General features: G+C 28.5%; 24 protein-coding genes and 3 pseudogenes. 25 read left to right on the top strand and 2 right to left on the bottom strand.

The features are described 5' to 3' along the window. Positions 1–111: 111 nt before the first annotated feature. From EHV01_RS00340 to EHV01_RS00380, 9 genes and pseudogenes are all read left to right on the top strand, one after another. Positions 112–219: pseudogene (locus EHV01_RS00340) on the top strand (FAD-dependent oxidoreductase); the annotation flags it as partial. 9 nt (positions 220–228) lie between these two features. Beyond that, positions 229–456, top strand: a complete 228-nt coding sequence (locus tag EHV01_RS00345) for a hypothetical protein (protein WP_422065698.1) — start codon at positions 229–231, stop codon at positions 454–456. Between the two features lie 61 nt (positions 457–517). Next, complete coding sequence (rlmB, locus tag EHV01_RS00350; RefSeq protein WP_422065699.1) at positions 518–1,252, top strand: 23S rRNA (guanosine(2251)-2'-O)-methyltransferase RlmB; 735 nt, start codon at positions 518–520, stop codon at positions 1,250–1,252. A gap of 34 nt (positions 1,253–1,286) precedes the next feature. Next, positions 1,287–1,856 carry an RNA polymerase subunit sigma gene (locus EHV01_RS00355; protein ID WP_422065700.1) on the top strand — a complete coding sequence of 190 codons (570 nt, stop codon included), beginning with the start codon at positions 1,287–1,289 and terminating at the stop codon, positions 1,854–1,856. 53 nt (positions 1,857–1,909) lie between these two features. Then, positions 1,910–2,059 carry a 50S ribosomal protein L33 gene (gene rpmG, locus EHV01_RS00360; RefSeq protein ID WP_422065701.1) on the top strand — a complete coding sequence of 50 codons (150 nt, stop codon included), beginning with the start codon at positions 1,910–1,912 and terminating at the stop codon, positions 2,057–2,059. 11 nt (positions 2,060–2,070) lie between these two features. After that, the gene (secE, locus tag EHV01_RS00365; RefSeq protein WP_422065702.1) at positions 2,071–2,508 is read left to right on the top strand and encodes a preprotein translocase subunit SecE; all 438 of its coding nucleotides are present in this window, start codon (positions 2,071–2,073) and stop codon (positions 2,506–2,508) included. A gap of 31 nt (positions 2,509–2,539) precedes the next feature. Beyond that, a complete protein-coding gene (nusG, locus tag EHV01_RS00370) occupies positions 2,540–3,193 on the top strand; it encodes a transcription termination/antitermination protein NusG (RefSeq protein ID WP_422065703.1) in 654 nt (217 codons plus the stop codon). Positions 3,194–3,239: 46 nt separating this feature from the next. Next, positions 3,240–3,833 carry a DNA-3-methyladenine glycosylase gene (locus EHV01_RS00375; RefSeq protein WP_422065704.1) on the top strand — a complete coding sequence of 198 codons (594 nt, stop codon included), beginning with the start codon at positions 3,240–3,242 and terminating at the stop codon, positions 3,831–3,833. A gap of 9 nt (positions 3,834–3,842) precedes the next feature. Further along, complete coding sequence (locus tag EHV01_RS00380) at positions 3,843–4,400, top strand: HNH endonuclease signature motif containing protein (protein ID WP_422065705.1); 558 nt, start codon at positions 3,843–3,845, stop codon at positions 4,398–4,400. Here EHV01_RS00380 and EHV01_RS00385 read toward each other — a convergent pair. After that, positions 4,393–4,593: pseudogene (locus EHV01_RS00385) on the bottom strand (isochorismatase family protein); the annotation flags it as partial. The gene EHV01_RS00380 and the pseudogene EHV01_RS00385 overlap by 8 nt on opposite strands. Positions 4,594–4,605: 12 nt before the next feature. Then, complete coding sequence (locus EHV01_RS00390) at positions 4,606–4,962, bottom strand: isochorismatase family protein (protein ID WP_422065706.1); 357 nt, start codon at positions 4,960–4,962, stop codon at positions 4,606–4,608. A 94-nt stretch (positions 4,963–5,056) separates the two neighbouring features. Here EHV01_RS00390 and rsmG point away from each other — a divergent pair, with 94 nt between their 5' ends. The 16 genes and pseudogenes from rsmG (at position 5,057) to EHV01_RS00470 (ending at position 21,421) form a co-directional block, all read left to right on the top strand. Next, positions 5,057–5,755 (top strand): 16S rRNA (guanine(527)-N(7))-methyltransferase RsmG, encoded by a 699-nt coding sequence (rsmG, locus tag EHV01_RS00395; RefSeq protein WP_422065707.1) that lies wholly within the window; start codon positions 5,057–5,059, stop codon positions 5,753–5,755. A 59-nt stretch (positions 5,756–5,814) separates the two neighbouring features. Beyond that, positions 5,815–6,585, top strand: coding sequence for a ParA family protein (locus EHV01_RS00400; protein ID WP_422065708.1), 771 nt, complete (start codon positions 5,815–5,817; stop codon positions 6,583–6,585). Continuing rightward, positions 6,575–7,471 (top strand): ParB/RepB/Spo0J family partition protein, encoded by an 897-nt coding sequence (locus EHV01_RS00405; protein ID WP_422065709.1) that lies wholly within the window; start codon positions 6,575–6,577, stop codon positions 7,469–7,471. The genes EHV01_RS00400 and EHV01_RS00405 overlap by 11 nt, the downstream gene beginning before the upstream one ends. A 21-nt stretch (positions 7,472–7,492) precedes the next feature. Further along, positions 7,493–8,593: a redox-regulated ATPase YchF gene (gene ychF, locus EHV01_RS00410; protein WP_422065710.1), complete on the top strand. Its 1,101-nt coding sequence runs from the start codon at positions 7,493–7,495 to the stop codon at positions 8,591–8,593. Between the two features lie 12 nt (positions 8,594–8,605). Next, the gene (gene ispF / locus EHV01_RS00415; RefSeq protein ID WP_415745556.1) at positions 8,606–9,064 is read left to right on the top strand and encodes a 2-C-methyl-D-erythritol 2,4-cyclodiphosphate synthase; all 459 of its coding nucleotides are present in this window, start codon (positions 8,606–8,608) and stop codon (positions 9,062–9,064) included. Positions 9,065–9,090: 26 nt separating this feature from the next. Then, positions 9,091–10,539: a glutamate--tRNA ligase gene (gene gltX, locus EHV01_RS00420; RefSeq protein ID WP_422065711.1), complete on the top strand. Its 1,449-nt coding sequence runs from the start codon at positions 9,091–9,093 to the stop codon at positions 10,537–10,539. A 7-nt stretch (positions 10,540–10,546) separates the two neighbouring features. Beyond that, positions 10,547–11,776: an HD domain-containing protein gene (locus EHV01_RS00425; protein ID WP_422065712.1), complete on the top strand. Its 1,230-nt coding sequence runs from the start codon at positions 10,547–10,549 to the stop codon at positions 11,774–11,776. An 18-nt stretch (positions 11,777–11,794) separates the two neighbouring features. Beyond that, complete coding sequence (gene rpoE / locus EHV01_RS00430; protein ID WP_422065713.1) at positions 11,795–12,361, top strand: DNA-directed RNA polymerase subunit delta; 567 nt, start codon at positions 11,795–11,797, stop codon at positions 12,359–12,361. Between the two features lie 84 nt (positions 12,362–12,445). Beyond that, the gene (locus tag EHV01_RS00435; protein WP_422065714.1) at positions 12,446–14,041 is read left to right on the top strand and encodes a CTP synthase; all 1,596 of its coding nucleotides are present in this window, start codon (positions 12,446–12,448) and stop codon (positions 14,039–14,041) included. Between the two features lie 68 nt (positions 14,042–14,109). Further along, complete coding sequence (locus EHV01_RS00440; protein WP_422065715.1) at positions 14,110–15,411, top strand: adenylosuccinate synthase; 1,302 nt, start codon at positions 14,110–14,112, stop codon at positions 15,409–15,411. Next, a complete protein-coding gene (gene purB / locus EHV01_RS00445) occupies positions 15,411–16,703 on the top strand; it encodes an adenylosuccinate lyase (protein ID WP_422065716.1) in 1,293 nt (430 codons plus the stop codon). Before EHV01_RS00440 ends, purB begins: the two co-directional genes overlap by 1 nt. A 15-nt stretch (positions 16,704–16,718) precedes the next feature. After that, entirely contained in the window at positions 16,719–17,288 is a 570-nt protein-coding gene (gene pth / locus EHV01_RS00450) for an aminoacyl-tRNA hydrolase (protein ID WP_422065717.1), read from the top strand. Further along, complete coding sequence (gene rsmI / locus EHV01_RS00455) at positions 17,278–18,186, top strand: 16S rRNA (cytidine(1402)-2'-O)-methyltransferase (protein WP_422065718.1); 909 nt, start codon at positions 17,278–17,280, stop codon at positions 18,184–18,186. Before pth ends, rsmI begins: the two co-directional genes overlap by 11 nt. Further along, positions 18,164–18,928: a hypothetical protein gene (locus EHV01_RS00460; protein WP_422065719.1), complete on the top strand. Its 765-nt coding sequence runs from the start codon at positions 18,164–18,166 to the stop codon at positions 18,926–18,928. The genes rsmI and EHV01_RS00460 overlap by 23 nt, the downstream gene beginning before the upstream one ends. A gap of 70 nt (positions 18,929–18,998) precedes the next feature. After that, positions 18,999–19,874, top strand: coding sequence for a hypothetical protein (locus tag EHV01_RS00465; protein WP_400248506.1), 876 nt, complete (start codon positions 18,999–19,001; stop codon positions 19,872–19,874). A gap of 349 nt (positions 19,875–20,223) precedes the next feature. After that, positions 20,224–21,421, top strand: a pseudogene (locus EHV01_RS00470) (arginine deiminase). The last annotated feature ends 113 nt before the right edge of the window (positions 21,422–21,534 follow it).

The raw sequence follows: 21,534 nt of genomic DNA on the forward strand, positions 1-21,534 counted from the left end.
TAATTCTGTAATTATTTTTTTCATTAATTATTTACCTCCATATATTAAAAATATACCTAATTTTAGGTATATTTTATAAATATCAAGAGTTTTCGACAAAATTAAAGATTTTTACAATATAAACAAAATAATAATATTTTTTTTGCTGGTCAAATTATTGGGGTAGAATGTTATTTAGAATCAGCGGCAGCAGGTTTATTATGTGCTTTAAATGTCTATCAATATGTAATGGATTTACCATTAATTAAATTTCCTTCAGAAACTGTGTTAGGAGCATTAGTCAACTATGTTACAAATCCAAAACAACGAGATTTAAAACCAATGAAAGCAAATCTTGGCATTATGCCAACTTTAACAACTAAGTTTAAAAATAAACCAGAGAAAAATTTAGCACTTTATTCTCGGGCAATAAAAAAAATAAATGAAACTATTAAAAAATATCAAATTAAATTATAATACTTATAAAGAAATTTATTAATATAGGTTATGAATAATAAAACAGGAAAAGGAAGAAAATATGCAAGAATATATATACATTTACGGAATTAATCCTGTTGTGGAGTCATTACTAAATCCAGCAGTGAAAATTAATAAACTTTATTTATTACTACAAGGGAAAAATAATGATTATTATTTGAAACTAGCTAAAAGTCGTCAAATTAAAGTTGTCTTTTGTTCAACAGATAAAATGACAACTCTTGTACAAACTAGTAAGCATCAAAGTCTGGTATTGGAAATTTGCAAGCCAGAAAATTATTTATTAACTGCAATAACAACAAAAGCATTACAAAATAGACATCCATTTTTATTAGTCCTTGATCAAATTTCTGACCCACATAATTTTGGGGCAATTTTGCGTACTTGTGATTTGTTTAATGTTGATGGGGTTATTATTCTAGAAAAACGCCAAGTTGATATTAATGCTACTGTTGCCAAAACCTCTGCAGGTGCTTTTAATTATGTTCCAGTTTGTCGAGTAAATAATTTAACTAATGCAATTGAATATTTAAAAAAACAAGGGTTTTGAATTTATGCAACAAGTTTAACTATAACAGCCCACAATGTAATTGAATTAAAATATGATACGCCAATTTGTCTAATCGTAGGGAATGAAGGAACAGGGATTAGCGCAAAATTATTAAAGCATTCTGATTTTAATATTTATATTCCAACAACAGGTCATCTTGATTCTTTAAATGTATCGGTTGCTAGTGCTATTTTAATTTATCAAATTAAAATGTTGCAACAATAAAATTTAATTTAGAAAGGATTTGACTATTGTTACGATGAATGAATATGAATTACTTTATTTATTTCAAGAAGGTCATAATCAAACAGCATTATTTAGTTTATATAAATTATATGTACCCTTTCTAGAAGATGTTAAGCGCCGAACTTTTTATAAGTATTTTGGTTTACCAATTGAATTAGCTGATTTAGAAAGTTTAAAGTATTTTTCAGTATTAGAAAGTGCCAAAATGTATAATCCCCATTCGTCAAAAAAATTAAAAGACTTTATTTTTCAACGTTACACATGAGATATTCATAAACAAATTCGTCAATTTTTTAATTTAAAAAATAAAGTTTTAAATTATTACATTAAATTAACTAATGAAAATATTACTAATCAAGATGAAAATTTTTCAAATAAAATTGCTTGTTTTGATGAACAAAAACAAATTATTAAAATATTTTATCAACGATTATCACCATTAGAAAAAGAAGTATTTCGGTTATGATTTGCTGGTGAAAATATTTATAATATTCACCACTTATTAGGGTTAAATTATCGGCAAGTTGATAATGCAATGCAACGAATTATGCAAAAAACAAGAGATTTTTACAAAAATAGTTAATTAAGTATATGAATATTGTTATTAATATACTATAATTAATTATGGTGAATATTATGCGCGAAAAGATTATATTAGTATGTTCAGAATGTTTAAATCGAAACTATACAACATTTAAAAACAAAATGACACAAAAAGAACGATTAGAAATAAATAAGTTTTGTAAAACATGTAATAAACATATTAAACATAAAGAAACAAGGTAGAGGTGTTTGCAATGAAAAAAAATGAAAAATCAAAAAAGAATGTTAAAACTGTTTTAACAAAAGAAGAAAAAAAAGCGTTAAAAATTCAAAAGAAAAATGAAAAAGCAGCGCTAATTTTTCAAAAAAAAGCAAGTAAAACAGCACCAATTCAAGTTGGGACAAAAAAAGTAAGCACAACACCAGAGGTTAATGAGAATGGTGAACCAATTAAAAAAGGTCTTTTTAAGCGTAAAAATTCAAATAAAAGTAAAAAAACAAATTGAAAATTAGCTTTTCGTGAATTTCCTGTTAAAATGGCAAAAGAAGTCACAAGAATTCGATGAACAAGTAAGGGTAGTTTAGGACGCAAGTTTTTAATCACAATTTTATTTATTATTGCTTTTGCGGTGTTTTATTTAGTATTAGATTTAGTTTTACATCATTTACTAACTGTTGCTCGCATTATATAATAGATAAGTTTAAAAGGAGTAAAGTAAGGTAATGTTAGGAAAAAACACAATAACAGATGAAATCATTGATAATGATAAAAGTGAAGACAGAGAAACTTTAGAAGATTTTACAAAGTATCCTGGAAAATTATATGTAATTAATTGTTATTCTGGACATGAAGACCGTGTTCGTGATGACTTAATTCAACGGGTAGAATCATTAAATATGAAAGATGTTGTTTTTGATATTAGAGTTGTAAAAGAGATAGTTTCAGCCAAAAAAGGTGGAAAACTAATAGAAAAAGAAAAAAATGTTTATCCAGGTTATATTTTTATTAATATGATTATGAACGATGAAACTTGATATATTGTTCGGAACACAACAGGGGTTACTGGATTTATTGGCTCATCAGGGCGAGGAACAAAACCTTTTCCTTTAACAGATCAAGAAGCAAGGACAATGCTTTCAAAATCATTGGCAGCTAAAAAAACAACAACACAGCAAGGGAAAAAAGTTAAAAAAGTATTTGTGGCAAACTTTGAAGTGAATGATTATGTTCGAATTTTATCAGGAACTTTTACTGATATGGAAGGACAAGTAACAAAAATTGATACTTCAAAAGGGATTGCGATAGTAAATTTAGAAATGTTTGGTCGTTTGACACCTACTGAAGTTAAATTTGACCAATGTAAAAAAATTGGTTAGGTTAGCATAGCAAATTAATATTAATTTTTGTTATGTTTTTTTTAAAATGATAAATGTATACCGTTTAACTGAGGATACTTTTTTTATGCGAAATGCTGTTGTTGTTGCACGCGAACTATTAGGAAAATATTTAGTTCGAATTATTGATGGGAAAAAAATTATTTGTAAAATTATTGAAACTGAAGCTTATGATGGATCCGAAGATGATGCTAATCATGGTTTTAACAATAAACGTAGTTCTCGTAATGAAACACTTTTTTGAAAAGGTGGCTTTGCACATGTTTTTCTCATTTATGGGATGTATCATTGTTTTAATATTGTTACTGACCAAGTTGATTTTCCAAGTGCAGTTTTATTACGCGCTGGTGAAATTATTATTGATGAAACTGTTCCTGACTTTGTTTCAACACCACGGTTAGCAAATGGTCCTGGGAAGTTATCACGCTATTTAAAAATTACTAAAGCTGATGATGGACTTTCTCTGCTAGAAAGTGCAGTTTTATATCTTGCCGAAGATACAGCACCAACTGCAATTGAAATTACAACTACACCACGGGTCAACATTGAATATGCAACAAATTTTAAATTAAAACCATATCGATTTTATATTACAGATCATAAAGCAGTTTCGAAAAAATAAGAGGTCAAAATGAATAAAGCAAAAAAAGCAGAAATTTGAAAGGTTCACCGGGAATTTCCTTATCTTGAGATTAGCAATATGGGGCGTGTTCGTAATATTGTAACAAAGAAAGTTAAGGAATTAAAGAAGCCAAAAAATACTAATTATTATTTAATTCGTCGTTGTGAAGATGGAAAAACAAAAACAAGGCCATTACATAAGTTGGTTGTTGAGTTATTTATTGGTTCAGTTCCGCCAAATATGACAATTGATCATATTAATGGTAATCCTCGTGATAATCGAGCAGAAAATTTAGAAATTGTTTCAAAACGAGAAAATACAATTCGGCAAATTAGGATGTGATCACATCCGCATAGTTTTTATAATCGAGATTTAGTGAAAGCACATAGTGAGAAACGATGAATGTATCGTGGTGAACTATATAATTGAATTGAAATCTTAAAGCTATTACATGCTCAAGGAATTATATACTATCAAGTGAAATGAAAAGGAAGTAGTAAAGGGCGAATTGGTCAATTACCAAATAGTGAAACAATTGTGCGTGTCAAAAATATTGATTCTAAGTAATGGTGATGATGATGATTTTTAAAAAAACTATTATGTTGTTTATTCATAATAGTTTTTTTAAAAAAATGATTTGTGGTTTAAGTCCAGCACTAGCATTTAAGTCAATAATACCATGATAGTTTAATTTAATAGCATCAAAAAGTGTTGCTGATATGCAAACATCTGTAGCAACACCAACAATGACTAAGTTAGTAACCTTGTGTTCTTAAAGAAATTCATGTAATCCATTTGAAGTATGATTATCACTAAAAAAACCACTGTAGCTATCAAAATCTTGTTGTGTTCCTTTTAAAATAATATGGTCAAATTGCGATGTAGTTAATTTATATAATTCACTGCCAAATGTATTTGCAATGCAATGTGGACCTCATTTAGCAAACGAACAATGATTATTAGGATGAAAATCTTTTGTCGCAATAACTAAATCACCATTCTGATGAAATTGATCAATTAAAGCAACAATTTTTTCATATAATTTTTCTACTCCTGGAAAATATAACGCTCCTTTAGAATCAACAAAGTCATTTTGATAATCAACCACAATTAAGGCTTTTTTATTCATTTCATAATCCTCTCAATTATTTTTTAAATGTTTATATATTACCATATATATTGTTATAATGTTAAAAGAAATTAAAAATTCTAGGGGGATATTGATGATTAAATTAATTAAAACAGCGTTACCAGAATTAGAAATTACACCTGAGCAAGAAAAACAGTTACAATTATATTATCAATATTTAGTTGAACAAAACCAAATTATGAATTTAACTACAATTATTAATGAAGACGAGGTTTATATTAAACATTTTCTTGATTCAGGATTATTATTAAAAGAATTCTCATTGTCAAAGGAGATGACAGTTAGTGATGTTGGCAGTGGGGCTGGTTTTCCAGGGCTGGTTTTAAAAATTCTTTGCCCAACAATTAAATTAACAATTATTGAAGCATTAGAAAAACGATGCTTATTTTTACAACGATTAGTGATGAAGTTACAATTAAAAAATGTTGAAATTATTCATGCTCGAGCAGAGGAATATAGTCGAGAGCATGCTGAATCTTTTGAACTTGTTGTTTCTCGTGCTGTTGCTAATTTAGGGGTGCTTTTAGAATTAGTAGTGCGAATGGTTAAAACATCGGAAAGGATTATTTGTTATAAAGGGCCAAATGTTAAGGCTGAATTACAAGCAGCGCAAAAAACTTTATCAGTTTTAAATTTAAAATTAGAAAAAATTCAACATGAAAAGATTCCACAACTTGGTGAACGGAACATTTGTTATTTTATTAAAACAGAGGCAACTGCAGAACCATATCCTCGTCGGTTTAATCAAATAAAAAAATTTCCAATTGGATAAAGTGTTATATAATAATAATGTATAAAATTATCAGATGCAACGGAACAGAAAGGACAATTATGGGAAAAATTATTGCAATCACAAACCAAAAAGGTGGCGTTGGTAAAACAACAACTTCGATTAACTTAGCGGCCGGATTGGCACGTACTGGACGAAAGATTTTATTAGTGGATATTGATCCCCAAGGAAATGCAACAACGGGGACAGGTGCTAATAAAGAAGAAATTCATGAAAGTATGTATGATGTTTTAGTTGGACAAATCCCATTAAAAAATATTATTATTTCAAATATTATGATTAATGTTGATTTAGCACCAGCAACTATTTCATTAGCGGGAGCAGATATTTATTTGATGGAAAAAACAGAAGATAACCAAAGCATTTTATTAGAGCGGATTAAACCGGTTCGTGATAAGTATGATTTTATTTTAATTGATTGTCCCCCTTCCTTAGGATTAATTAATCGAAACGCACTAGCTTGTGCTGATTCTGTTTTAATTCCAATTCAAGCAGAGTATTATGCTTTAGAAGGTTTGGCACAGTTATTAACAACAATTCATTTTGTACAAAAAATGTTTAATGAAAGTTTAACAATTGAAGGAATTGTTTTAACAATGTTTGATTCACGAACAAAATTATCATTTGAAGTTATGACAGAAGTTAAAAAATATTTTAATGAAAAAGTTTATCGAACACATATTCCAAGAAATGTTAAAATTAGTGAATCACCATCACATGGTTTGAGTATTTTTGAATATGATAAAGGTGGTGCAGGGGCAGTTGCTTATGAAGAATTAGCGAGAGAGGTATTGGCAAACAATGACAAGTAATACTAAGAGTCGATTAAGTTCAAAAGGGCTAGATAAAATTTTTGGTGAAGGAATCAACGAAGTAATTAAAGGGATTGAAAGCAATGATGCATTAAAAGAGACAGCGAATGAAATTGTATTAGCGGAAATTTTTCCTAATCCGCATCAACCCCGCAAAAATTTTAATGAAGAAGAATTAACAGAATTAGCACAGTCAATTAAAGAATATGGTTTAATTCAACCTATTATTGTAAAAAAAACGAATAATGGTTATTATTTAGTTGCCGGAGAGCGTCGTAGTCGGGCTGCCAAATTAGCAGGATTAACAACAATTCCAGCAATTGTTGTTGATTTTAATGATCAGCAGATGAAAGAAGTTGCTTTAATTGAAAACATTCAACGGGTTGATTTAAATTCAATTGAAGAAGCTAATGCTTATAAAGAATTAATTGAGTTACTAGGATTAACCCAAGAAGAATTAGCACAACGAATTGGAAAATCACGAAGTCATGTCACAAATACGATGCGATTATTAAATTTACCAACTGAAGTGCAAATCTTGTTATTAGAAAATAAAGTAACAATGGGGCAAGTTAAACCATTAATTAGTTTAAATGTTGACAAAAATGAATTAAAAAATATTATTAATAAGATTATTAATTTAAGTTTAAATGCGCGTCAGGTTGAAGAATTGGTCAAAGAATATAATCCAAAAATAACGAAACCATTAATTGAAAATTCAGAGAAGGATTCATCAAAACGAGTTGTTAATGAATTTTTGGAAAATAAAATAATGCGAAAATTAGGAACAAAAGTAGTTGTTGATACTGACAAAATTATTATCAAGTATATTGGAATTAAAGATTTAAACCGTATTTTAGAATTATTAGGTTTAATTGATGATTAATTAATAGTAAGGAAGAACATAATGGCATTAAAAATGGGAATAGTTGGTTTACCAAACGTTGGTAAATCAACTTTATTTAACGCAATTACAAATTCACAAGTTGAAGCAGCTAATTATCCATTTGCAACAATTAATCCAAATGTTGGAACGGTAGAAGTTCCTGATGAACGAATGGATACTTTAATTACTCTTTGTGCTCCGCACAAAGCAATTCATAGTACCTTTGAATTTTATGATATTGCTGGATTAATTGCGGGAGCTAGTAAAGGTGAAGGTTTAGGAAATGCTTTTTTGCAAAATATTCGCGAAACTGATGCAATTTGTATGGTCATCCGTTGTTTTGATAATAAAGATATTACCCACGTTGAAGGAACAATTGATCCAATTCGTGATATTGAAATTATTAATTTAGAATTAATTATTTCTGACCAAGAACAAATTAAAAAACGAATTGATAAAATTAGCAAAAAAGCACAAACTTTAAAACAAAAAGAAGATGTTTTTGAGTATGAATTATTATTAAAGTTAGCAACAGGATTAGAACAAAATAAATTATTAAAAGATTTAACATTATCAGATGATGAACTAAAAGTAGTAAAGAATTTTAATTTATTAACAATTAAACCTTTTATTTATGTTGCTAATGTTGCAGAAAGTGATTTAAACCAACCAGATAATTTTTATGTTAAAACAGTTAAAGAATATGCTCAACAACAAGCAATTGAAGTCGTTGTTATTTGTGCTAAAATTGAAGAAGAATTATCAGCATTAGAACCAGATGATCGGAAATTATTAATGGCTGATTATGGCATTAAAGAAGCTGGTTTAAGTCAATTAATTAAAAAATCTTATGCTTTATTAGGTTTACAAACATTTTTTACTGCTGGCAAGCAAGAAGTACGAGCATGGACTTTTAAAAAAGGAGCAACAGCACCAATGTGTGCAGGAATCATTCATTCTGACTTTGAACGTGGTTTTATTCGAGCAGAAGTTTATTCATATGATGATTTAGTGCAATATGGTAGTGAAAAAGCTGTAAAAGAAAATGGTCGGTTACGAAGCGAAGGAAAAACTTATGTTATGCAAGACGGCGATATATGTTTTTTTAAATTTAATGTTTAGGGAGAAATAATAATGCGAATTGGCAATAGTTATGATTTACATAATTTAAAAGTAGGAACTGGTTTTTATTTAGGGGGAATTTTTATTCCATGCCAATACCAAATTGAAGCTGTTTCTGATGGTGATATTTTGTTACATACAATTAGTGAAGCAATTATTGGAGCCTTAGGATTAGGTGATTTAGGAGAATGGTTTGATGAAACAAATAAAAAACTTAATTCACAATTAATTTTAAAAAAAGCATTAACATTAATGACTGAACAGAATTATGAAATTAGTAATATTGATGCAACAATTATTATTGATGAACCACACTTGCAAAAGCATAAAAAAGCAATTAAAACTAATTTACAAAAATTATTACAAATTACGGCTGAAAAAATTAACTTAAAAGCAACAACTACTGAACAAAATTTTCCAAATATTATCCAAAGTTATACAACATTATTACTTTTAAAGCAAAATGATTAGGTCAAAAGTTAGAATGGGGGATTAAAATGAAACAAAAAGTCAGATTACGTTACGCACCAAGTCCAACGGGATTTTTACATATTGGTAATACAAGAACAGCATTATTTAATTATTTATTTGCAAAACATTATGATGGTGTTTTTGTTCTACGAATTGAAGATACAGATATTGAACGAAATGTTGAAGGAGCGATTGCGTCACAATTAGATAATTTACGTTGATTAGGAATTGAACCAGATGAAACAATTGATCGCCCAGGGTTTTATGGACCATATCGACAATTAGAACGGTTAGAACTTTATCAAAAATATGCGCAAAAATTATTAACAACAAAAAAAGCATATTATTGTTTTTGTACACCAGCTGAACTTGAAAAAGACCGTGAAGCACAATTGGCAAAAGGATATCTTTCACCACGTTATAATCGCAAATGTTGACAATTAACTTCTGAACAAATTGCTGAAAAATTAGCAAAACAAACCCCATATAATTTACGTTTTTTCGTTCCTGATGAAGCAAGTTATGATTTTAATGATTTAGTCCGCGGTCCTGTTCATTTTGAAGGAAAAGATCTTGGCGATTGAGTTATTTTAAAATCAAATGGAATTCCAACTTATAATTTTGCGGTCGTAATTGATGATATGTTAATGGAAATTAGTCATGTTGTTCGGGGAGAAGAACATATTTCTAATACACCAAAACAATTAATGATTTACGAAGCATTTAATGCTAAGCCACCAATTTTTGCTCATTTAACCTTAATTGTTAATGAGCAACATAAAAAGTTGTCAAAACGAGATAGTCATTTAATGCAATTTATTAGCCAATATCGAACATTAGGATATTTACCAACAGCAATTTTTAATTTTATTAGTTTATTAGGATGATCGCCTCCGGGCACTGTTGAAATTTTTAGTCATGATGAATTAATTAAAATTTTTGATGAAACGCGGTTTAGTAAATCGCCAAGTATGTTTGATGTTAAAAAAATAACTTGAATGAATAATTATTATCTTAAAGCAATGGATGATGAGGATTATCTAACTTTTGTTCGACCTTTTTTAGCAGAAAGCTATGATTTAACAAAAAAAACACCAGAATGAGTAAATATGTTATTATTAATTTATAAAAAAGAACTTCAATATGGGGCAGAAATTGTGACCTTAACAAAACCATTTTTTGAACCAACAACAAAGTTATCAATGGCAACACAAGCAGTGTTAACAGAATTGAGCGGTTATGAAGAAATGATAACATCTTTTAAAACAGCGTTAAGTCAATTGCCAGTTTGAGATGAACCAAATATTAAGCAATTAATTAGTAAAATGGGGGAACAATATGCTATGAAAGGAAAGAATTTATTTATGCCAATTAGAATTTTTACTTCTCATCAAGAACATGGACCAGAACTAGACAAGGTTATTTATTTATTAGGGAAAGAACAAGTAATTAATAATATTACTAAATTACAATAACGAAAAAATGAAATTACCACTAACAATCCGAGATAGTGTTCATGGCGATATTGAAATTAATGAAGAAATTACCGTAAAATTAATTAACACTCCAGAATTTCAACGCTTGCGTCGCATTAGTCAATTAGCAGGGGGACAATTTGTTTTTCCAAGTGCGTCGCATACGCGTTTTTCACATTGTATTGGTGTTTATCATTTAGTTAGTAAAATGTTAGAAACAGCAAGTTTTCAAGAAATGTATAGTACGCATGAACAATTATTGGTTAAATTAGCAGGATTACTGCATGATGTTGGTCATGGTCCATTTTCACATACATTTGAAATGACTAATCATGTTACAAAACAGAATATTAGTCATGAAAATTATTCGTCTTTATTAATTAAAAATCCAACAACAAATATTAATAAAGTCTTAGCGGTTGAATTTAGTCCAGAAGAAATTAATGAACTATGTATGATGATTGAAGGTAAACAGCCGGACGGGGTTTTATCATCTTTAGTATCTTCACAATTAGATGCTGACCGAATGGATTATTTATTACGTGATGGACAAACAAGCGGTGTAGGTTATAGTCATGTTGATACACAGTGAATTATTCGGCATTTATTTATTAAAGATAAAAAGATTGTTTTTCCGTTAAAAGTACAGTATGCAATTGAATCATTTTTAATTGGCCGTTATCATATGTATAAGCAAATTTATTTACATCCACTAAGCATTGGATTTGATTTAACTTTCCAAATGATGTTCAAACGATTGTATGATTTATACCATAGCAATTATCAATTTAAAAATAAAGTAATAATTACTTTATTAATTCCAGTGTTGGAAGGAAAAATGATGAGTCCAGATCAATATTGTACATTAGATGATTATACATTATTTACATATTTAAAAATGTTAGAAAATGAAAATGATGAAATTTTAGTTACATTAATTAAAATGTTCACGACACGAAATTTTTTGCAAAAAATAAACCCAGCAAAAAGAAATTTCGAAGAAATTAAAAATAATTTGATAAAAAAATATAAAAGCCATTATAATTACTTTATGGTTGAATATAACCTAAAACCAGTTAAATTATATGATAGTGATACTAAACCAATTTATATTGATACACCAAAAGGAATAAAATGCATTATGGAAGTTTCAGAAGTCTTAGCATTTAAAAATAATAGTAAAAAGACAGCAACAACAATTTGGTTTTCAATTGGAGAAAAATATGAGAATAATTAATAAGAAAGGTTTAAATTAATGAACTATAATGTAGAGTTATTAGAATTAGTGTATTCATATTTAAAAAAGAAAAAAAATAGCGATACTTTTGAAAATATTTGAAATGATATAGCATCAAAAAGTGATGTAACAGTCCAAGGAGCCAGCAAAGAAGATGTCATTGCAGAATTATATACTGATTTGGTGTTAGATAATCGTTTTGTGTTGACAAGTGAAGGTATGTGAGGGTTACGTGAATTCTTAAAATATGATGAAATTAAAAAACAATATGATTATACTGACCAGTTTGAAACAACAGAAGAATTTGAAGATATTGATTTAGATGAAGAAGATGAAGAGGAAAATGATGAAGAAGAATCATTAATTGATACTCTTGATTTTGATGATACATTAGATGATGATGATGATAACGAGGAAGATGATGATAACGAGGAAGATGATTTTGTTGAAATAGAAGTTGATGATGATTTAATTGAAAATAATTATTCTATTGATGATGACGATGAAACAGTAGCAGCTAAATTGGGTATTACAGAAGAAATTGACTGAAAAGCTCTTCAAAAAGAAATGGAAGAAAATAATTAATACCAAGATTAAAGAGTGTTAGAAGTGACAACCCTGTTAATTTCTAAACTCTTTTTAATTTGAGGATGAAAGGATGATAAGATAATGGCAAAATATATTTTTGTAACTGGTGGAGTTGTCAGTGGCTTAGGGAAAGGCATTACAGCTTCTTCAATTGGTGTTTTATTAAAAGCAAGTGGATTAAATGTTTTTATGCAAAAATTTGATCCATATTTAAATGTTGACCCTGGAACAATGAGTCCTTATCAACATGGTGAAGTTTTTGTAACAGCAGATGGTGCTGAAACAGATTTAGATTTAGGACATTATGAACGTTTTATTGATGAAAATTTAACAAAAGAATCAAATATCACTTCAGGACGAATATATAAAAATGTAATTGAAAAAGAACGCCGTGGCGAATATGAAGGTGGGACAGTTCAAGTTGTTCCCCATGTTACTAATGAAATTAAAAAGAAAGTTTATCATGCGGCATCAAAATCAAAAGCAGATATTATTATTACTGAAATTGGGGGGACAGTTGGGGATATTGAATCGTTGCCTTTTATTGAAGCAATTCGTCAAGTTCGCATGGAACAAGGACGAGAAAATGTTATTTATATGCATGTTTCATTAGTTCCATATATTGCAGCATCAAAAGAATCAAAGACAAAACCAACGCAACATTCAGTGCGAGAACTATTATCACTAGGGATTCAACCACATATTGTTGTTGCTAGAACTGAACAAGTTTTAGAAGATAATGTCCTTGAAAAAATTGCGCTATTTTGTAATATTGAAAAAAATAATGTTTTAGTAGCTACTGATGTTGCTAGTATTTATGAAGTACCATTAAAAATGTATGAACAAAATGCTCAAATAGTAATTAGCAAGTTATTAAACTTAAAAGTCACAAAAACTGATATGTCAGGATGAAAACAATTTGTTGAAAAAATTAATCACTCACAAGAAGTAATTGAGATTAAATTAGTTGGAAAATATATTGAACTTCCAGATGCTTATTTATCAGTTAGTGAATCGTTACGAATTGCTGGATATGAAAATAAGGTTAAAATTAAAATTGATTGAATTAAAGCCGAAGATATTAATAAAAAAAATTATCACCAATTATTAAAAAATGCAAAAGGGATTTTGGTTTCTGGTGGTTTTGGTGAACGTGGTTTTGAAGGGAAAATTTTAGCATGTCAATTTGCTCGTGAAAATAACATTCCGTTCTTTGGAATTTGTTTTGGGATGCAAGCAGCTGTAATTGAATTTGCCCGTAATGTTTGTCACATTCAGGATGCTAATTCTTCAGAACTAACAGAAACAAAAAATGCAATTATTGATATTATTCGTGGAAAAGATAAAACTGATGCTTTAGGAGGAACATTACGCTTAGGTAATTATAAGACAACTTTAGTTCCAAACACATTAGCACATAAGTTATATGGGAAAGATGAGGTTTTGGAACGTCATCGCCATCGTTATGAAGTTAATAATGATTTTCGTGAACAATTAGCACAAGCGGGATTAGTATTTAGTGGTCTTTATGCTGAGAAAAACTTAGTGGAAGTTATTGAAATCCCGAGTCATCCTTTTTATCTTGCTGCACAATATCATCCGGAGTTTACTTCTCGACCAAATAAACCAAATCCATTATTTAATGGTTTTGTGCAAGCAGCAATTAACAATAAATAAGATGAAAAATTTGAAAAAATAGGTAGATTTATATTAAGATTAAACCGTAGAAAGGTTGGAAATAAGTTATGAGTGGTACAAATTATCAAACACTAGCGATTGTTGGGAGCCAGTGGGGTGATGAAGGAAAAGGTAAAATTACTGATTATTTTGCTCAACAAGCAGATGTTATTGTTCGTTGAGCTGGTGGTGATAATGCTGGACATACAATTGTCATTAAAGGAACAAAATATAAGTTAAGTATTGTTCCTTCTGGTGTTTTTAATAAAAAATCAATTAATGTAATTGGGAATGGTTGTGTTGTTAATTTACGTAAATTAGTTAGTGAAATTAATTATTTACAAGAACATGGTTTTGATTGCAAAAATTTACGAATTAGTGATCGTGCCCATTTAATTTTTCCATATCATATGAAAATTGATGAATTGCAAGAAGAGTATCGCCAAAAAGATTCAATTGGAACAACAAAAAAAGGAATTGGTCCTTGTTATCAAGATAAAGCAGAACGAATTGGGATTAGATTAGGTGATTTATTTGATGAAAAAGGATTTTTACAAAAATTAGAAAATAATTTAAAATTTAAAAATGAAGTTTTAACAAAAGTTTTTAATAGTGAAGGATTTGACCCAAAATTAATTTGAAAAGAATATTTGGCATTATTTCAACAAATTAAAACACTAGTAACTGATACTTCAATTTTAGTTGATAATGCAATTCATACGCATCAAAAAGTTTTGTTTGAAGGCGCACAAGGAGTAATGTTAGACTTAGATCATGGTACTTATCCTTTTGTTACGTCATCAAATCCAACAGCAGCTTCAATTCCGGTTGGTGTTGGGATTGCACCGCGTTATATTAACAATGTTTTAGGAATTGTTAAAGCATATAATACTCGTGTTGGAACCGGGCCATTTCCATCAGAAATTTTTGGCGAAGTTGAAACATATATTCGTGAAACAGGACGTGAATATGGGACTGTATCGGGGCGTGCGCGTCGAATTGGATGATTTGATGGTATTTTAATGAAACATTCGCTGCGAATTAGTGGTTATACTAGTATGGCAATTATGTTATTAGATGTTTTAACTACTATTAAGGAATTAAAAATTTGTATTGGCTATGAATATCAAGAACAACAAATTGATTATGTTCCAAGTACAATTAAAGAATATGAGATGTGTAAACCAATTTTAATAACAATGCCAGGCTGAGATGAGGACATTAGTAATGTTACAACATTTGAAAATTTACCACATAATGCTCAACAATATTTAATGAAGTTAGAAGAAATCGTTGGTGTTCCAATTAGTTTATTTTCTGTTGGTCCTGACCGTGAACAAACTATTTTAATGAATAAGGAGATTTTTTAATGATTGAACGTTATTTTGTTCCAGAGATTGGAAAAATTTGAAGTGATGAAAATAAATATAATACCTGAGCAAAAGTAGAATTATTGGTTTGTGAAGGATGGGCACAATTAGGATTAATCCCCACAACAGATATTAAAAAAATTAAAACTAATTTAACAGTAAACTTACCACGAATGTTAGAACTGGAAGCTGAAACAAAGCATGATGTTGTTGCTTTTACTCGAATGTTATCAGAAACATTGGGACCAGAAAAAAAATGAATTCATTATGGTTTAACATCAACTGATATTGTTGATACTAGTCAAAATTATTTGATTAAAGAATCAAACTATATTGTTAAAAAATATATGCTTGAATTAAAAGAAGCGTTAAAAGAAAAAGCTCTTACTTATAAAAATCAATTAATTATGGGTCGTACCCATGGAATGTTCGCCGAACCAACCTCATTAGGATTAAAATTTTTACTTTGATATGCTGAATTAGAGCGTAATATTAGGCGGTTTGATGCTGCAGGCTCAGCAATTGCTGTTGCAAAAATATCAGGTTCAGTTGGTAATTTTGCGCATGTTGAAGTTCAAGTTGAAGAATATGTGGCAAAACAATTAGGGCTAAACCTTGACCCAATTACAACGCAAGTAACATCACGTGATTATCATATTGCATTATTTACAAGTTTTAGTCAAATTGCTAGTTTGTTAGAAAAAATGGTGCTTGAATTTCGCCATTTCCAACGTTCAGAAGTGGCTGAAATTGCGGAAGGATTTAGCAAAAGTCAAAAAGGTTCATCTTCAATGCCGCATAAAAAAAATCCAATTAGTGCGGAAAATATTGCTGGCTTAGCTCGTTTAGTGCGTAGTAATATGAATGTTACATTTGGAAATAACTTATTATGACATGAACGTGATATTTCCCATAGTAGTAATGAACGAATTATTATTCCCGATACATATCATTTAGTAGTTTATTTATTGAAACGAATGATCAGTGTTATTAATAATTTGGTTGTTAGTCCGGATAAAATTATTGAACATTTACAACAAGCCAATCAAATTTATTTTAGTCAAGTTGTTTTAACAAATATTTTGAAAGAAACTAATTATTCACGAGAAGAAGTTTATGATTTTATTCAAAAATGTACTTTAATCGCACAACAACAGCAACTTGATTTTAAAAATGTTTTAATTGATAATAATATAGCAAAGTATTTAGCCTTACCAAAATTAGAAAAATTATTTGATAACAATTATTTTTTACGAAATATTGAACAGATTTATCAACGAGTGCTAAATTAAAAAAGGAGCGAGATAATGAAGTTAATTGTGGGTTTGGGGAATCCAGGTAATGAATATACTTATACAAGACATAATATTGGTTTTTTAGCCATTGCTAAGTTGGTAGATAAATTTAATTTAGCAAAGCCAAAAAATGCTTTTAATGCTTTAATATGAGAAACAACAATTAACAACGAGAAAGTTCTTTTTTGTCAACCACAGACTTTTATGAATCTAAGTGGATTTGCAGTTTATCAAATTAAACAATTTTATAAATTAACATTAGAAGATATTATTGTCATTTATGATGATAAAGATATTCCTTTCAATTTTATTAAGTTAAAAAAGAATGGTTCAAGTGCTGGTCATAATGGAATTAAAGATTTAATTCAAAAACTAGGTAGTGAAAATTTTTTACGGATTCGTTTAGGAATTGGTAAAGATGTCCAAATCCCAACCCGAAACTGAGTACTAGGAAAATTTTCTCCTAGTCAGTTAGAACTTATTAATAATGATTTATTAGAAAGAGTTTATCAGATTATGGTGCAATATTTAGAAAAAGCAACTAGTTTTGATAAATTAATGAGTCTTTATAATGGCAAATAAAATTAAACAATATAGTTTTAAAAGTAATAATCCGAAAATTTACTTAATTGCAACTCCAATTGGTAATTTGCAAGAAATGACACCACGAGCAATTGAAGTTATTAAACATGATGTTCAAAAAATTTATTGTGAAGATACGCGGAACACAATTAAACTATTAAATTATTTTAATTGTAAAAAACAGTTAATTTCTTTAAATAAAGAAAATGAAATGCAACGCTTAACAGAAATGTTAAATGATTTAGCACAAAACTTATCAATTGCAATTATTAGTGATGCCGGTTATCCACTGATTAGTGATCCAGGTTATTATGCTGTTAACCATATTTTGGAACATTATCCTTATGATGTAATTCCGATTAGTGGTGCTAATGCTGCTTTAAACGCCATTGTTAGTTCGGGTCTTAATCCGCACCATTTTTTATTTTTTGGTTTTTTAAATAAAGCAAAAACAAAAAAAATTAATGAGTTAGAACAACTTCTATCATTTCCATACCCTATTATTTTTTATGAAGCACCGCATCGAATTTTAGAAACATTAAAAATAGTTAAATCAGTTTTTGGTGAGCGTAAAATTGCCATTGGTAAGGAAATTACAAAAATTCATGAGCAATGATATCGTGGACAGTTAAGTGAAGTGCTTTTGTTTTTGCAACAAGAAGAAAATGCTGCTTTTGGTGAGTATGTCCTTATTGTTGATGGAGCGGGGAATCTTCCAGTTCCTGTTATTGCAGATGAAATTTTAGTTACCGAAATTGACCAATTAATTATAAAGCAAAATTATCGCGTTAAACAAGCAATTGATTTTGTCGCAAATAAATATAAAATTAGTAAAAATGTTTTATATAATAAATATCATCAGCAAAAGGAGCACGATGGAAAAAACAGAACGAATTAAACACTTAGTGTTTTGTAGCATTCTCTTTAGCTTAGAAATTATTGTTTTACTCTTAACTTATTTTTATAGTTTAATTTATTATCAATTAAATTGATTAAGTTATTTATGATATTTTGTTAGTTGATGAAGTGTCCAAACTGATTTTTTAATTTTATTATTTGCCTTCGGAGGATTAATTTACTTTACAAAATTACGAAATTGTCATTTTGTAACAAACCAGTTTTTTATTTTATACATTGTCTTTGCTGCCTTGTTAACATTCTTATTTTTTACACTTGGGACAGTTATCGGTGCCATTACTGGTGAAAAGTTTACTGCCAGTTGGCATAGCCTCGCAATTTATTGAATTAGTACAAAAGTGCAGCATTGATTGTGTCCCGCGATTTTCATTATTTATTTTTGCATTGTGGTAGAAAAAGAATGTATTAATTATAAAAATTTTTATTTACAAAAGTTATATAAGTTTCATCTTCATCCAATTTTTTATACTATTTTTATTGCTGTTCGGGAGGGCGCTTTATTATTAACTCCAATTGATGAAAAATTGTGAAATTATAGTATGCCAGCAAATAACTACTATGTACCATATTTTTTTCAAGATTTTCGCCGGTTAGAATATTATCTTTTATATTTAATTGTGTTAAGTATCATTATTGCTTTATTAATAACGTTCGTTGTTAATTTAAATAATTTATTAGTTAACCACCAGAAAATTAAAGAAAGTCAAGAAAAAATAAATTAAGTTTAAATAATTCTTATTTTACGGTAAAATTGAAATACATAAAAATTATAGAAGAATAGAGGGATAAAAAATGACAGAACAGAGTAATTTCTGAACAGATGTTGAAAAAGGAATGATGAGTTATTTAACAAAATATATTAATCTTTTTGAAACAGACTATGCAAAAGACACAGCGGAAAAAAATCCAAAAATAGAAGCTTTTTTAGCAGGAGCAAAGTTTAAAACTAATTTTGAAGATTTATTTAATTTTGTGAAAACAGAAATCAAACCATTATTTGATGATATTAGAGCAGAATATTTACAAGATAAAAAACCAGAAGAAATTGATCAGAAAAAAGTTACAACATTAATTGAAGTAAGCAAATTATTTAACGCAATTATTCCATTGCCACGATTTTTAAATGATTTTATGACTAGTGCGAAAGAAGCTAGTCCGGTTGATTTAAATAAACTTTTTGTAAATATGATGAAAGTAGAAATTGGTGAGTTAACAAAAATTTATGATGATGAGATTAAAGATCTTGACCCAGCGCTTGATAAATGTTTAAAAGAGATTAATAATGCTAATGATGCCTTGGAAATTTGAAATTTAGTAAATCAATTAGGTTTATTTTTACAACGTGATATTATGTTAACTGATTTTTCTCCTGAAAAAGAAGAAGAAAAGTTAAAAGGACAATTAGCAAATATTGATCAAATTGAAAAAGATTATAATGATGGAAAAATTAAATTACCAGAATTTAATAAAGAAAAAATTATTGAAGAGGTCCAAGCATATCATAATTTTGTCATTGCATTAAGTCCGGAAAAACGATTAGAAATTGCTGAAAAAACAACAGAATATCGTAATAAAGTCGTTCCTTTAGTTCAAATTATTCAATGCTTACATGATTTATTAATTAATATCTTAACTGCAACAAATATCATTAATACAGCAAAACAATAAAAATTTATTGTTTTTTTTATTTCTAGTGATAAAAAATAATAAAAAACTTTAAAGACTTGTTTTTAAAATTAAAAAGAATAATATAAAAGTATAAGGATAAAAAAAGTAAACAATGGCATTTTTACTTATGCAATATCGAAAAGTGTATTGCTTAAATATATTTGATAAAAGGATAGCATAATCAATTTTAAGTATATTTATTTAAATGGCATTAAAGGACATTACAATTTGATAGGTATTCTGTGTATTTAACAGCAATTTGCATTTTTTAGTTTTGCATGTTTATCTTTAATTTTTATTAAAGGATTTTAATAAAAATGGACGTAGAAAGAGAAAGAGGACAAGTAACATGACAGAAAAATATGGTATTAATGTTTATTCAGAAATAGGTAATTAAAAACAGTATTGTTACATCGCCCTGGTGATAAGTTAGCTAATTTATCACCAGATTTATTGGAACGATTATTGTTTGATGATACACCAGATTTAGCAGTTGCACAAAAAGAACATGACTTTTTTGCGCAAACTTTTAGGAACTTAGGTGTTGAGGTGTTGTATATTGAAAAATTAGTCGCTGAAGTTTTAGACACTGATTCAAAAATGCGGCAAGAATTACTAGAACAGTTTTTAAAAGAATCTGGTGCAAAAGAAGAATACATTAGTAAGTTACGTACTTATTTAAGCAAATTAGATAATCAAGCTTTTGTTAATAAAATGATAGCAGGGGTAACAAAATATGAGTTAGGAGTAGAAATTACAGATAATTATCCGCTAGCGGTTGATCCAATACCAAATATTCTATTCCAACGTGATCCATTTGCATCAATTGAAAATGGAGCAACTATTCATAAAATGTTTACGGTTACTAGAAATCGTGAAACATTATTTTCTGATGTTGTTTTAAGACATCACCCTCGTTTTAAAAGAAAAATTAATTTTTGATATGATCGTAATGAAAAAGAAACTTTAGAAGATGGAAACATTTTAGTTTTAAATGCAAAAACATTAATTATTGGTGTTTCACAAAGGACATCAATGGAAACTATTAAAATAGTAGCAAAAAATCTAATTGAAAATGATTCAGTTAGTTATGAAAAAGTTATTGCATTAGATTTAAAAACAAAAAATCTTGCTTTTATGCATTTAGATACTGTTTTACTAATATTGATTATGATAAATTTATCGCACATCCATTAATTTTTGAAGCAATGGGTGAGTTTAAAATTTTTGAAATTACAAAAAATGGAGTTAAAGAAATTAAAGAAACAATTAAAGATTATTTATCAGAAGAAGTTGGTAAGCCAGTTCAAATTTTTAAATGTGGTGGAGAAGATTCAATTGCACAGACAAGAGAACAATGAAATGATGGGACAAATGTTATTACAATTTGTCCTGGTGAAGTGATTGCCTATTCAAGAAATCAAATTACAATTGAAATTTTAAAACAAGCTGGTGTTAAAGTGCACGTTATTGATTCAGCTGAATTATCACGTGGACGTGGGGGACCTCGTTGTATGTCAATGCCAATTTGAAGAGAGGATATCTAAAATCTTAATAGACTTCTTGCATAACCTAGTTATTTTAAAATTCCTATAAAATATATTTAAAATAGAAATTATAGGAATCTAAAATTATGAAATTTGATAAATTTGATTTKATT

This window comes from Spiroplasma sp. hy2 (assembly GCF_044714365.1).
Taxonomy (GTDB): Bacteria; Bacillota_I; Bacilli_A; order Mycoplasmatales; family Mycoplasmataceae; genus Spiroplasma; species Spiroplasma phoeniceum.